16 protein-coding genes and 1 tRNA gene are annotated in these 13,158 nt (G+C 55.4%); 4 read left to right on the top strand and 13 right to left on the bottom strand.

Features of this window, described 5'->3' with window-relative positions; genetic code table 11:
• Nucleotides 1–65: 65 nt before the first annotated feature.
• The 4 genes from COO92_RS16125 to COO92_RS16110 are packed head-to-tail and all read left to right on the top strand — an operon-like array spanning nucleotide 66 to nucleotide 2,501.
• Entirely contained in the window at nucleotides 66–974 is a 909-nt protein-coding gene (locus COO92_RS16125) for a hypothetical protein (protein ID WP_101303732.1), read from the top strand.
• Nucleotides 931–1,221, top strand: coding sequence for a hypothetical protein (locus COO92_RS16120; protein ID WP_165792378.1), 291 nt, complete (start codon nucleotides 931–933; stop codon nucleotides 1,219–1,221). Before COO92_RS16125 ends, COO92_RS16120 begins: the two co-directional genes overlap by 44 nt.
• A 3-nt stretch (nucleotides 1,222–1,224) precedes the next feature.
• Entirely contained in the window at nucleotides 1,225–1,404 is a 180-nt protein-coding gene (locus COO92_RS16115) for a hypothetical protein (protein ID WP_101303728.1), read from the top strand.
• Between the two features lie 11 nt (nucleotides 1,405–1,415).
• On the top strand, nucleotides 1,416–2,501 hold the full coding sequence (locus COO92_RS16110) for a tyrosine-type recombinase/integrase (RefSeq protein WP_101303726.1): 1,086 nt from the start codon (nucleotides 1,416–1,418) through the stop codon (nucleotides 2,499–2,501).
• 76 nt (nucleotides 2,502–2,577) lie between these two features.
• Here the strand turns inward: COO92_RS16110 and COO92_RS16105 are convergent.
• The 13 genes from COO92_RS16105 to cysE all read right to left on the bottom strand — a co-directional run bounded on the left by COO92_RS16105 (nucleotide 2,578) and on the right by cysE (nucleotide 13,037).
• A tRNA-Met gene (locus COO92_RS16105) sits at nucleotides 2,578–2,654 on the bottom strand.
• 179 nt (nucleotides 2,655–2,833) lie between these two features.
• Complete coding sequence (gene mnmA / locus COO92_RS16100; protein WP_022733522.1) at nucleotides 2,834–3,979, bottom strand: tRNA 2-thiouridine(34) synthase MnmA; 1,146 nt, start codon at nucleotides 3,977–3,979, stop codon at nucleotides 2,834–2,836.
• Nucleotides 3,980–4,096: 117 nt separating this feature from the next.
• Nucleotides 4,097–4,795 (bottom strand): thiaminase II, encoded by a 699-nt coding sequence (gene tenA, locus COO92_RS16095; protein ID WP_101303724.1) that lies wholly within the window; start codon nucleotides 4,793–4,795, stop codon nucleotides 4,097–4,099.
• A 146-nt stretch (nucleotides 4,796–4,941) separates the two neighbouring features.
• A complete protein-coding gene (gene iscX / locus COO92_RS16090; RefSeq protein ID WP_022733520.1) occupies nucleotides 4,942–5,139 on the bottom strand; it encodes a Fe-S cluster assembly protein IscX in 198 nt (65 codons plus the stop codon).
• Nucleotides 5,140–5,199: 60 nt separating this feature from the next.
• Complete coding sequence (locus COO92_RS16085; protein WP_022733519.1) at nucleotides 5,200–5,535, bottom strand: ferredoxin family 2Fe-2S iron-sulfur cluster binding protein; 336 nt, start codon at nucleotides 5,533–5,535, stop codon at nucleotides 5,200–5,202.
• A 146-nt stretch (nucleotides 5,536–5,681) separates the two neighbouring features.
• Nucleotides 5,682–7,580, bottom strand: coding sequence for a Fe-S protein assembly chaperone HscA (gene hscA, locus COO92_RS16080; protein WP_101303722.1), 1,899 nt, complete (start codon nucleotides 7,578–7,580; stop codon nucleotides 5,682–5,684).
• A 26-nt stretch (nucleotides 7,581–7,606) separates the two neighbouring features.
• Nucleotides 7,607–8,251, bottom strand: a complete 645-nt coding sequence (gene hscB / locus COO92_RS16075; protein ID WP_240626473.1) for a Fe-S protein assembly co-chaperone HscB — start codon at nucleotides 8,249–8,251, stop codon at nucleotides 7,607–7,609.
• A 172-nt stretch (nucleotides 8,252–8,423) separates the two neighbouring features.
• Complete coding sequence (locus COO92_RS16070) at nucleotides 8,424–8,765, bottom strand: HesB/IscA family protein (protein ID WP_022733516.1); 342 nt, start codon at nucleotides 8,763–8,765, stop codon at nucleotides 8,424–8,426.
• A 44-nt stretch (nucleotides 8,766–8,809) separates the two neighbouring features.
• Complete coding sequence (gene iscU / locus COO92_RS16065; protein WP_022733515.1) at nucleotides 8,810–9,214, bottom strand: Fe-S cluster assembly scaffold IscU; 405 nt, start codon at nucleotides 9,212–9,214, stop codon at nucleotides 8,810–8,812.
• A 74-nt stretch (nucleotides 9,215–9,288) separates the two neighbouring features.
• The gene (locus COO92_RS16060) at nucleotides 9,289–10,512 is read right to left on the bottom strand and encodes an IscS subfamily cysteine desulfurase (RefSeq protein ID WP_101303720.1); all 1,224 of its coding nucleotides are present in this window, start codon (nucleotides 10,510–10,512) and stop codon (nucleotides 9,289–9,291) included.
• A gap of 28 nt (nucleotides 10,513–10,540) precedes the next feature.
• A complete protein-coding gene (locus COO92_RS16055; protein WP_101303718.1) occupies nucleotides 10,541–11,668 on the bottom strand; it encodes a cysteine desulfurase family protein in 1,128 nt (375 codons plus the stop codon).
• A 60-nt stretch (nucleotides 11,669–11,728) separates the two neighbouring features.
• Entirely contained in the window at nucleotides 11,729–12,211 is a 483-nt protein-coding gene (locus tag COO92_RS16050; protein ID WP_022733512.1) for an Rrf2 family transcriptional regulator, read from the bottom strand.
• Between the two features lie 97 nt (nucleotides 12,212–12,308).
• Entirely contained in the window at nucleotides 12,309–13,037 is a 729-nt protein-coding gene (cysE, locus tag COO92_RS16045; RefSeq protein WP_101303716.1) for a serine O-acetyltransferase, read from the bottom strand.
• Between the last annotated feature and the right edge of the window lie 121 nt (nucleotides 13,038–13,158).

The following is a 13,158-nucleotide window of genomic DNA, read 5'->3' as shown; positions in this document are numbered from 1 at the left end:
TGTTGTTGCCCGGCCACCCTTTTGGCGAGGGGTGTTCGGGTCCATCTATACAAAGGACCAAAACAATGAACACTCCAACCAACGCCCGGACTCTGTCCGTCTCCGATCTGGAAAAACACACCGCCGAAACCAAACCCCGCATCTGTGTGCGGCGATTGGGCGAACGGCTCGGCTTTGACCGACCGCGTAAAATTCGTGATCTTGTCGAACGAAACATCGAAGAATTAAAGACTTACGGATCAACGCCCCACCGTGGGGCGATGATCACCATCGGCAAAGGCGGGCAGCGTGAAGTCCAAGAATACTGGCTGAACGAAGAACAGGCTTTGTTGATTTGCATGTTCGCCCGCACCAGGCGCGCCGCCGAAGTCAGGAAAGAAGTGATTTCGGTCTTCACCGCATGGCGGCGCGGCAGCTTGCCAACCCGCCTGCCCCGCTGGCGGCCAACGCGCGACGACATGCGCGCCATCAATTCCCGCGCCAGCCAAATCTTGCAAACCCGGTTTTCGGCGGTGCGCGATGCGTTGCTGGCCCAGATCAAACAGGACCGCGCCGCCGGGCAGGCCCGCGCGCTTTCTGATTACAGCGTCGAACCGACCGCCTTGCTGCCCGCCAATGATCCCGCCAATGACCCAAGATGGCCGGGGCTTGCCGATGGGCAGGCTGTTTTCATGATCGATGGCAGGCCGGTGCGGATTGATTTCACCGACGCCACCCCGGCGCCAGACCGCCCGGTCATCGCCATTCCGGTCGCCGATGGCACCGGCCCGCAATGCTTCACCATTGATACCACCCCGGCAGGCGCATCATGGTTTGATCGCTGCCACCTTGCCAAACCGCGCAATTCACGCGACCTTATACGACCGGTCGTTGTTGTGATCGGCACAATTGTCAAGGAAGGTTGCAATGAAAAATCACGGATGGATGGGGATGACAGCGGTGATCCTCGGGGGCTTGACCATGATGGGGTGTGAAAGTCAGGACCGGCTGACGCAAACGCGGTTTATCGCGCTCAGCGATACCGAATTCGTCTATGACGCGGTCGTCATTCATGGCTACAGCGACGAAGACCGCACACGGTGGCTCAATGACGAAGTCACCAAATACGGCATGTGCACCAACGGCTTTGACATCATCGATAAAAGGCGCGTCGAGACCGTTGGATCATGGCTGGGCTCCGCCGAACGTGAAATCACCCGTGGAAAATGCAAGGAAGGATAGCTTATGACCAAGAAGGCCGCTGTTACCAAGGCATCGGTCACGCGCGTCATTCAGGCCGCCAGCGCGTGCGGCCTGAATGTCTGTGAAATCATTGTCACAGCCGAGGGGGTGCGCCTGATTTACAACAGCGTTGACCGCCCGGCGGTGAACGATAACACTGTTGGCCCGAAACAATGGGATTAACGGGCGACCGCATGAAGATCAATTATCCGGGGCTTTGGGCCGAAACCCTGCCAAGCGGGCAGACGCGCTATCGCGTCCGGGTCGAGGGCAACAAGGCCCGCAAGATCCGGCTGCACGTCACCCCGGATCATCCGCGCTTTGACGAACATTACCGCGCCGCACGGGCAGGCATTCAGCTTGAACCCGAATCCGAACCGATTGACGCCACCGTGCGCGGGTCGCTTGACTGGCTGGTGATCAGTTTCCTGAATGCGCTTGAACGCGATGTCGCCAACGGGCAGGCATCCGTCCTGACGCTCAAGCAAAAGCGCGGGCTTCTGATGGGGCTGTGCGACATGCGCGGCGATGATGGCGATCGGTATGGCCAGTATGACATGGCGATCCCGCAAGGCCGCCTGATCCTGATCCGTGATCAGATGCGCGACACCCCGGCCAAGGCCAACAATATGATGAAAGCCGTGAGGGTGATGTTCAAATGGGCATCCGAACGCGGCATGGTGGCCGTGAACCCCGGTACCGGACTAACCCCTTTGCGCGAACGTGCCATCGGCGCGGTGCCATGGACGGTCGAAGACCTGCGCAAATACCGCGAGGCCCACCCACCAGGCACGCCAGCACATTTATGCCTGACCCTGTTCATGTTCACCGCATGCCGCATCAGTGATGCCGTGCGCCTTGGCCGGGGAAATGAATTTACCCGCGGCGGTATCACCGGCATTGGCTGGCAACCGCAAAAGAAAAACGCAAGGTTTGTGGAAATTCCGATGTTGCCGCCGTTGCTCAACGCGACCCGCGCAACCACGGTGCAGGGCCAGACATATCTTTTGACCGAACATGGCAAACCCTATCGATCCCCCGAAGGTCTGCGCAATCGCCTGCACAAATGGTGCGAATCCGCTGGCCTTGAAAACAGGTCAAGCCATGGCATCCGCAAAGCAGCCGGTGCGCTTTTGGCCGAGGAAGGATGTACGGTCTATGAGGTCATGAGCATCCACGGCCACGCCAGCCCCAAGACCAGCGAAATCTATACCCGTGGCGCGGAACGCTGGAAACTCGCCCAGTCCGCCACAGCCCGCCTTGCGGCCATGGAATGGTAAAAGTGCCCCACGCCTGTTTTTAGCGTGGGGCACTTTTATCATAAGCCATTGATTTAACAGCTTATTATAAGAAGGGTGGTAGCCGAGGAGGGACTTGAACCCCCGACACGCGGATTATGATTCCGCTGCTCTAACCAGCTGAGCTACTCGGCCACAGGATATTCTGTGGTGTTCCGTGACGTTTGGAACGAGGCGGTTTTTAAGTCAGGGATGGCTCCCCGTCAAGCGCCTTTTTGACGTTTTGATCAAAAAAGATATCCACAAAACCAGTGGGCGAGGAACATCTGCCCTCGCCCACAGTAATCGTTGATCCGTCGCTGATCCATTGGGGATCAGGCCGCGGTTGCCGCCCCGGCCATCAGTTCTTCGCGGGTGATCCAGCCGCCACCAAGGACGCGCTCACCCTGATAGAACACACCCGCCTGCCCCGGCGCGATGCCAAATTGGGCATCGTGAAGCTCGATCCGGGCTTCACCGGCGGCTTCGGGGTAAACGGTGGCTGTGGTCGGCTGCATGGCCGAACGCAGTTTGACTTCGACTTCAACGCCGTTTTCATCAATCTGATCGCCATCAAGCCAGTTGAGGTCTTTGACATAGACCAGTTTCTTGGCCAAAGCGGCCTTCGGCCCCACAACGACCTGACGTTTTTCGGGCACCAGTTTGACGACATAAAGCGGTTCTGCTGTGCCACCGATGTTCAGGCCGCGACGCTGACCAACCGTGTAATGGATAAGCCCCCGGTGGTCGCCCATGACATTGCCATCAACGTCAACAATCTGGCCGGGTTCACCGGCCTCAGGGCGTAAGCGTTCGACCAGACGGGCATATTTGCCATCCGGGACAAAGCAGATGTCCTGACTGTCGGGTTTGTCGGCCACTTCAAGGCCGAACTTGGCGGCCAAAGCACGGGTTTCGGCCTTGCTCATCAAATGGCCGAGCGGGAAGCGCAGGAAATCGAGCTGTTCCTGTTTGGTGGTAAACAGGAAATAGCTTTGATCGCGGTTGGCATCGGCTGCACGGTGCAGTTGCGCCTGCCCGTTGGCACCCAGTTTACGCTGCACATAGTGGCCGGTCGCCATGCAGTCCGCACCCAAGTCGTGCGAGGTTTCCAGCAGATCGCGGAATTTGACGGTCTGATTGCATTTCACGCAGGGGATCGGGGTTTCGCCGCGCATATAGCTGTCGGCAAAATCATCAATCACTTCTTCGCGGAAGCGTGATTCGTAATCAAGCACGTAGTAGGGAATGTCGATATCCTCGGCCACCTTGCGCGCATCATAGATGTCACGCCCGGCACAGCAGGATTTCGCACGGGTCGGGGCATTGGCCCCCATATCATAAAGCTGAAGCGTAATGCCGACCACGTCGTAGCCTTCTGATTTAAGAAGGGCCGCAACAGCGGAACTATCGACCCCGCCCGACATGGCAACAACCACGCGGGTATCTTCCGGGGCTTTATCAAAGCCAAGAGAGTTCATTTTTTCTCACCCATCCGCGGGTCAAGGCCGCAGCGACAAGAGGTTAAGACAAAAGGCAACGGGTGGCCTTCAAACCACCCGTAAAATTCGGTTTGCACTCATATAAGGGATTTCACCCTATTTTGCCAGATCAAGTCCCATTTGCCAGAAATCGGCTTCAAGGCGGCTTGCCATGGCGAATGTTTGGGTCAGGCTTTCGATCCGGGCATGCCCGCCGCGCTTGGCCGCGGTATGTTCCAGCAGATCAATTTCGGCCTTTGCCACATCCTGAAATTCATCGGACGCATACATTTCAATCCATGCCCGATATGGATTGCCGTCAAGCACTGTATCAGAACTTGCCATCAAGCGGTTTGCGATTTCGGCATAGCCCACCATACAGGGCATCAGAGCGACCTGAAGGTCCACCACATCGCCCTGAACGCCCCGGTCCAGCACATAGCGCGTATAGGTGACGCACGCCCGTGCTTCGGGCTCTGCGATGATGTCAGCCTCGGAAAGCCCCCATCCTTTGCAAAATTCAAGATGCAGGCTCATTTCCATATCAAGGATCGCATGCACAGTGCCGGAAAACTGACGCATCGTGCTTAGGTCTTCGGCCTTATAAACCGCCAGCGCATAGGCACGCGCAAACTGGATCAGGAACAGGTAATCCTGAATAAGATAATGCTTAAACGATGCCTCGGGTAGCGTGCCATTGCCAAGCTGCTTGATGAAATCATGGCAGACATAGCTTTGCCATGCATCGGGGGCTTGGGCGCGCAATTTGCCAAACAGGCTGTCGGCCGGGATGATGTCGGTGAAGGTTTGGTTCATGGTCGCCCTGCTCTGATCGGTTATGCATATATGCGGATATGAAAAGGCCAGCCTGCGGAATATTTCCGGGCTGGCCTTAACGATATGGAACGATGGTGCGATGGATTTCCGCCTGCGCGGGAATGACACATCACCCAAGCGCGATTTTAATCTTCGCGTTCGTCGATCCAGGCCATCTGAATGGCTTCGAGAATTTTCTCGTTCGATTTTTCGGGATCGTCGTCGAACCCTTCAAGCGCGCAGACCCATTTGTGCAGGTCGGTATAGCGCAGGTTGAGGTTATCCTTTTCAGGATGGGCATCCTCAAGCTCGATCGCGATGTCCTGAATATCTGTCCAGCGCATATCAGTCTCCTTTGGTGGCCGAATGCCACGATGTGCATCCGGTCAAAAAGAAGGTCAAACTTACTTGTCGACCATCATATTGCGGGTCGCTGACGGCAGCTTAACACGCAGGCCATCAAGTTCGTCACTCATGATGATCTGACAGCCAAGACGCGAGGTTTCGGTCAAGCCAAAAGCAAGGTCAAGCATGTCTTCTTCATCTTCTGACGGCTCGTCAAGTTTATCAAACCAGTCTTCATCCAGAACGACGTGACAGGTCGAGCACGCAAGCGAACCTTCGCACGCACCTTCAAGGTCGATGCCGTTTTTATGGGCGGCTTCCAGAACGGACAAACCGTCGGCGACGTCGAATTCTTTTTCGGTGCCATCCGGCTCAACAAAAACGATCTTAGGCATCTGCGCCTTTCTCCTCGGTAATACTTTTTGTTCGATCTCTGTTTAACACCCAATCAAAGATTTGGGTGCTGTGTCCGACCTGACCTTTGGCGGTTGCACGGGACAATCGCCGCAAGTGGCCGGTTTGTCAATTATTCGGGTCGTGTTTAGTTAACAGCATCCACATTCTGCCCGGTCAGAGCCTGACGGATGCGGCTATCCATTCGGCTTTCGGCAAACGGGCGCGATGCATTTTCAAGCGCCTCGGCCGCGTCATTAATCACATCACGATCATCGCCGCCCATTGCCGCTTCAAGTTTGGCAATGGCGTCATTGATGCTTTTGTCATCCTCAGGCGTTAGCAACGCGTGGTCTGCGTCCATCGCGGCCTGAACGGCAAGGATGTTGCGTTTTGCCTCAACGCGCGCTTCGGTCAGAAGGCGCATCAGCATATCTTCGCGGGCATGGACCATGCTGTCGCGCAGCATGTTGGCCATATCTACCTCATTGATGCCATAGGTCGGCTTGACCGCAACTTCCTGCTCGACGCCGGTGGTTTCTTCACGCGCCGACACGGTCAAAAGACCATCGGCATCAACATTGAACTGTACGCGAATGCGCGCGGCCCCTGCGGCCATCGATGGAATACCGGTCAGGGCAAAACGGGCAAGCGATCGGCACTGATCAACCATTTCACGTTCGCCCTGCACCACATGGATCATCATGGCCGACTGACCATCCTGATAGGTGGTGAATTCCTGTCCCTTGGCGACCGGGATCGGAGTATTGCGGTCAATGACCTTTTCAACAATCCCGCCCATGGTTTCCAGACCAAGCGACAGCGGCGTCACATCCAACAGAAGGTTATCAGACCCACCGGTCAATGCTTCGGCTTGAAGGGCGGCACCAAGGGCGACAACTTCGTCCGGGTCGATATTGGAAAGCGGTTCTTGTTCGAACAAATCGGCCACGGCCTTACGCACCGCAGGCACACGGGTTGAGCCACCGACAAGAACCACGCCCTTGACGTCTTCGGGCAACACATCCGCATCATCAAGAACTTGTTCCGTGATCGCGGTTGTCCGCGAGACCAGCTTGGCAATCATCGCCTCAAAATCAGAACGGGTCACGGAATGGGTGGTTTTGGTGCCATTAAGGTCAACGGCAACTTCGACCGCATCGCTATCGGTCAGGCCTTCTTTGACCTTACGCGCGGTTTTAAGCAGACGTTTGGCATCAGACGCATCAAGGGCATCGGTCGCCCCGCCGTCTTTGCGCAGGGCCAAAAGATGTTCGGCAATTGCGTGATCAAAATCATCGCCACCAAGGGCGGCATCACCGCCGGTTGCCTTGACCTGAAAAACGCCTTTTTGCATTTTAAGCAACGAGATATCAAACGTCCCGCCGCCAAGGTCGTAAACGGCATAAAGCCCCTCTGCCCCGTTATCAAGGCCATAGGCAAGGGCCGCAGCAGTTGGCTCATTAACCAGACGTAGGACTTCGATCCCGGCAAGGGTTGCGGCATCCTTGGTCGCGGTGCGTGCACCATCATCAAAATAGGCAGGCACGGTGATGACCGCCTTTTCGACCGGCTGATCAAGGCTTTCTTCGGCGCGCGTACGAAGGGCACGCAAAATATCGGCAGATACTTCGACCGGGGTCAAAACGCGGTTCCCGACATTAAGGCGCACCATCATCGGGCCAGCGCCATCATCGTCGGATTTTTCGGGAACTTCGACGTCATAGGGCAAGGTACCCGCCAGCGATTTGACGTCTTCAATGCCGCGCCCCATCAGGCGTTTGACCGACGAGACAACCCGACTTGCATCGGTGTTGATATGATCACGGGCGGCTTCGCCGACCACGGGGGTATCTTCACCGTAGTAGACAACAGACGGCACAATCGCATTGCCACCCGATTTATCGCGCAGGACTTCGGGTTTCTCATCGCGCGAAATTGCAACAACCGAATTGGTGGTCCCAAGATCGATACCGACCGCAATCTGGCGTTCGTCTTCGTGGGGAAGTGGCGTTTCGCCCGGTTCGTGGATCTGTAGCAAGGCCATGAATTCTATCCGTTATATTGAAATGATCAGGCTGCCGCGAGACGCGATTTCTTCGCGCGCGCTTCCTCGGTCATTTTCATCAGGTATCTAAGACGGGTGGTCAGTTTTTTTGCCGTGTCAAAGGCATCCTTGGCAAACGCATCGGCAAGATTATTTTCGCATGCACGCGCCTGTTTGCGGGTATCCTTGATCATGGCATCAACCGTCATACGGTTGTCAGCATCATCAAGGGCTTCGCGCATTTCCATCGCTTCCATCAGAAGTTCAGGATCATTGACCGTATGCCCGCCGCCGCCTTCGGGCTCAACCCCGGCCAGACGCAGCATATAATGCGCCCGTGCGACCGGATTTTTAAGCGTTTCGAAGGCTTCGTTGAGGCTGGCGGCCTGCTGCGATGACAGGGCCTGTTCACGGGGCGATTTTGATGCGAAACGATCCGGGTGCAGTTTTTGTTGCTGCTTAAGGTACGTTGCCTCAACTGCATCGATATCGACAACAAAGGATCGTTCAAGACCAAACCGCTTGAAATGATCAAGCTGACCGGGGGCCTGAATGGCGTTGCATGTATCGCAAAACAGCGCACTGGCCTCAACAGGCCCCTTACAGGACCAGCAAACCTTATGTGCGGGGTGTTTCATCGTACCCGTATCTTCGGTACCGGTGTTGCTCACGCTATGCACTTCCGAGGATTTAAAACAAATTCAAATTACATCTTACGTCGAACAGGACATATGCAGGTGCAAACAGCCCCATTCAGGCGACGGCCCCGGTGAATTCCTGCGAACTCACTGGGGCCATAACCATCTTCAAAGCAGGTAAAGACCTGAAAATCCGTAGGTGATCCTAGATGTGGAAGGACTCACCACAACCACAACGACCTTTTTCGTTGGGATTGCGGAAGACGAACCCTTCTTCCATCTTGGTGACCTCATAATCCATTTCTGTTCCAAGAACGAACATCATGGCCTTTGGGTCAATCAGGATTTTCACGCCATCCTCAAGCTGGACAACTTCCTCAAAGCCACTGGCTTCGTCGGCATATTCCAGCGTGTAGGACAAGCCCGAACACCCTTTGCTGCGCACACCAAGCCGGATGCCTTCGGACGGTTTGCCGCGGCTATCAAGCAACGCCTTGATATGAACAAGCGCTTCTGACGTGACAGAAATCGGTGACGGTAATGCCATGGTCTTCTCCTGAGTTCCCGAAAACGGGGGAAAGGCAAAGCTGCTTATTCGGCAGCTTCGACTTCGCCCTGACCGTTTTTGGTTTTGTAGTCGCTGATAGCGGCTTTGATCGCATCTTCGGCAAGGATCGAGCAGTGAATTTTAACCGGCGGCAAAGCCAGTTCTGCTGCGATCTGCGAGTTCTTGATCGAACCAGCTTCATCAAGCGATTTGCCCTTGACCCATTCGGTGATCAGCGAGCTCGACGCAATGGCCGAACCGCAACCGAAGGTCTTGAACTTCGCGTCCTCGATGATGCCTTCCGGGGTCACTTTGATCTGCAGCTTCATAACGTCACCACAGGCCGGAGCACCAACAAGACCGGTACCAACGAACGTTTCATTTTTGTCCATCGAACCAACGTTACGCGGGTTTTCGTAATGGTCGATCAGCTTTTCACTATAAGCCATGATAGGAATCCTCCTAAAAGTTCTGTGTCTCTCTCACGAGATAAAAAACGTCGATAAGTCGTCGTCTGTCGTTCTTAGTGCTCAGCCCACTCGATCGACTTAATGTCGATGCCTTCCTGGGCCATTTCCCAAAGCGGGCTCATGTCGCGAAGACGCTCAACCGCAACACTGATTGACTCGATCGCTTCATCAAGCTCTTCCTTGGTCGTGTAACGGCCAATCCCGATACGTAGCGACGTATGGGCGAGTTCTTCGTCAACACCCAGCGCACGCAGCACATAAGACGGCTCAAGCGATGCCGACGTACATGCCGAGCCCGAAGAAACCGCAATGTTTTTGATGTCCATCTGCAGGCTTTCGCCTTCGACGTACGCAAATGAAACATTGAGGTTACCCGAAACGCGGGCTTCTTCGTCACCGTTGAGGTAAATGTCAGCCAGACGATCACGGAACTTCTTAAGCGTGTAATCGCGAAGCTCGGTGATGCGGGCGTTTTCTTCTGCCATTTCGTTCGACAGAATATCACACGCCTTACCAAAACCAACAAGCAACGGTGTCGGCAACGTGCCCGAACGCATGCCACGTTCCTGACCACCGCCGGTGATCTGTGCGATAACGCGAACACGTGGGCGACGACGCACGAACAATGCACCAACGCCTTTCGGGCCATAAAGCTTGTGGGCGGAAATCGACATCAGATCGATGTTCATGTCTTCGACATCAAGATCAATCTTGCCAACAGCCTGTGCGCAATCGGTGTGGAAGAACACTTTGCGTTCACGGCAGATAGCACCGATTTCCTTAAGGGGCTGAATCACACCGATTTCGTTGTTCACACCCATGACGGACACAAGTGCGGTTTCATCGGTGATGGCCGCTTTAAGTTCTTCAAGGTCGATCAGGCCGTTATCCTTAACGCCAAGATAGGTAACTTTGTACCCTTCTTGCTCAAGGTGACGGGCACTGTCGAGCACGCATTTATGCTCGGTCACGACCGTGATCAGATGCGGCTTTTTCTTACCATAGAACTTCATCACACCTTTAAGTGCGAGGTTGTTCGATTCTGTCGCACCCGAAGTAAAGATAACTTCCTTGGCCGATGCACCAATGACCTTGGCAACCTGTCCGCGCGCGACTTCAACCGCGTCTTCGGCTTCCCAGCCAAAGCTGTGGTTGCGCGAATGCGGGTTACCGAACTTCTCGGTGAAGTATGGCAGCATCGCATCCACCACCCGCGGATCGGTCGGCGTCGTTGCCTGGTAATCCAGATAGATCGGCTTTGCTTTAAGCTCGTTCATAATTAAGACTTCCTCACTCACTCTCTTGTCAGGCAGCGTGACGCGCCTTCTTGCGCGCTGCATTACCCCTCATCCGGCTCCAAACTCGGACAAACGTATCGATATCTTCGTCGGTCGTTTCCAATCCCAGACTGACCCGAATGGCCGACCCGATATCGGAAAGTCCCATTTCCTTAAGCACGTGGCTTTCACGTACCTTGCCTGACGAACAGGCAGATCCCGAACTGATTGCAACACCACCTAAATCCAGTGCCATCACCTGGGTTTCCCCGGGCATTCCTGGCAAGATCAGGCAACTTGTATTCACCAGCCGCTCCGTTCCTTTTCCGGCAATCACAAGCTCAGGGGCTTCTGATGCCAATTCCGTTTCAAGACGGTCGCGCTTTGCTGCGATCTCCGTCATTTTCGCCATTCCGGCCTCGGCCCGCCGGGCTGCGGCAGCAAAGCCTGCAATGCCCAAAACGTTTTCCGTGCCGCCGCGGCGGTATTTTTCCTGACCGCCACCGCGAATTTGCGGCACCAGCATCACACCTGGAGCAATCGCAAGGGCACCGATCCCTTTGGGGCCGCCGATCTTGTGGGCCGAAATCGACACCATATCAACCAGCAGACGTCCCATGTCTAACGGTATACGGCCCAACGCCTGTACTGCGTCACAATGGACCTTTGCCCCGTATTCGCGCGCCAGCAAAGCAACCTTTGCGACAGGCTGAATGACACCGGTTTCATTGTTGGCCAGCATGACCGAAACCAAAACCTTTTCACCCTTCTGCGATGCGTCTTTCAGCATTGCCTCAAGGGCCGCCAGATCAATCACCCCATCGCCATCAACCGGGATGCGCTTGGCATCGGACCGGGCCTCGATCACCGATGGGTGTTCAACCGCACTGGTGAAAACCGTGACATCTTCCAGCCCACTCAGGGCAAGGTTGTTTGCCTCGGTCCCGCCGCTTGTAAAGATCACCCGTTCGGGATCACCCCCAAGCAGATCGGCAATGGTACGGCGCGCATGATCGACAATCTTGCGAGCTGCGCGGCCGCTGGCGTGAACTGAGGACGGGTTCCCCGTGATATTCATCGCAGCGATCATTGCCTGTTGTGCCTCGGAGCACAGCGGCGCGCTTGCGTTGTAATCAAGGTAAACCTGATCGGTCATCAGTTTAAAATCATCCTTATTCGCATTTGCCGTCCCTATACGCACGATATAGAGGACTAATCACTGTGCCGCAACCTGTGACGGCTCTTCTATTTGCGTGGTTTTCGACGGGAAAACCCGCAAGGAACCACTGACATTGCGTCCAACCACATCGGCCAGGCTAACGGACGCCAGATAAAGGTAAATCTGATTGCCAAGTTCTTCCCACAATTCATGGGTTTGGCAGCGTCCCTGATTGGCCTTGCATCCTTTTGGCGACCCGGACTTACAGCGGGTTGCGCGGATCGGCTCATCAACAGCCAAGATCACATCGGCAACGCGGGTTTCCTGCGCAGTACGCGCGAGAAGGTATCCGCCCCCCGGACCACGCACGGAACGGACCAAGCCGCCTTTGCGCAATTTGCCAAAAAGCTGCTCAAGATAAGACAGTGAAATTTCCTGACGGTCCGCGATATCCGCAAGTGCTACCGGTCGGTCCTTGCTGCTTTCAGCAAGATCGACCATCGCCATCACGGCATAGCGGCCTTTGGTACTCAGCTTCACGGTTCATCCTCCTGCCTTGCTGCTCCGGTTATGCTATTTTGGCTGCAAACCTGACAGCGGGCTCTGTTCGTATTCGTGGCGCGAACCTGCGCCTAACTCATTCCGATGACGCGACGATGCGTGGCTTGTCGGCAATCACATCACCATCATCAGATGACTTGTTATCTGTTTTAAGCTCTGCAACCTGACCACGCAGTTCTTTGACTTCACGACCAAGCTCTTCAAGCGCACGCGCCACGGGATCAGGCAGATCACCAATCGGCGTGCCATAGGCACAGAAACGATCATCGGCTTCGTGGCGTACGATCTTGGCGGGGATCCCGACCACAGTCGCACCTTCGGGCACTTCCGACAGCACCACCGCATTACCACCAACACGCGCATTCTTGCGCACGGTGAATGGGCCAAGAATTTGCGCGCCCGAGCCAACAATCACGCCATCTTCAAGCGTAGGATGGCGTTTAAGGCCACGTTGGCCGTCGCTATTAACGCTCGGCGACGTTCCACCAAGGGTCACCCCCTGATATAGTGTTACGTCATCGCCAATCTCGGCCGTTTCACCAATCACAACGCCCATGCCGTGGTCGATAAAGAACCGTTTGCCAATTTTTGCGCCCGGGTGAATTTCGATCCCGGTCAGCCAACGGAAAATCTGCGAAATGAAGCGGGCTGTGATACGAAAACCACGCTGCCACAGCCAGTGTGTGCCGCGATATCCCATGATTGCGTGAAACGCCGGATAACAGAGCGCGATCTCCAAACGGGAGCGTGCCGCTGGATCGCGGGCAATCATCGCGTCAATTTCCTGACGAATTAGCTTGAACATGGGGCGGTCCACTGTGTAATTAGTATCTTCGATTCCCGGCAGCCACGCCAACACCCGGCCTTACGCAAGACGTAAGATCGGGTTTACATGGCGCCATTGCGTTAGCCGGAATATAGGATAA

The organism is Thalassospira lohafexi (genome assembly GCF_002844275.1).
Lineage (GTDB): Bacteria > Pseudomonadota > Alphaproteobacteria > Rhodospirillales > Thalassospiraceae > Thalassospira > Thalassospira lohafexi.
The sequence above is the reverse complement of the archived record's forward strand: the minus strand, read 5'-3'. Positions and strand labels throughout refer to the sequence as shown.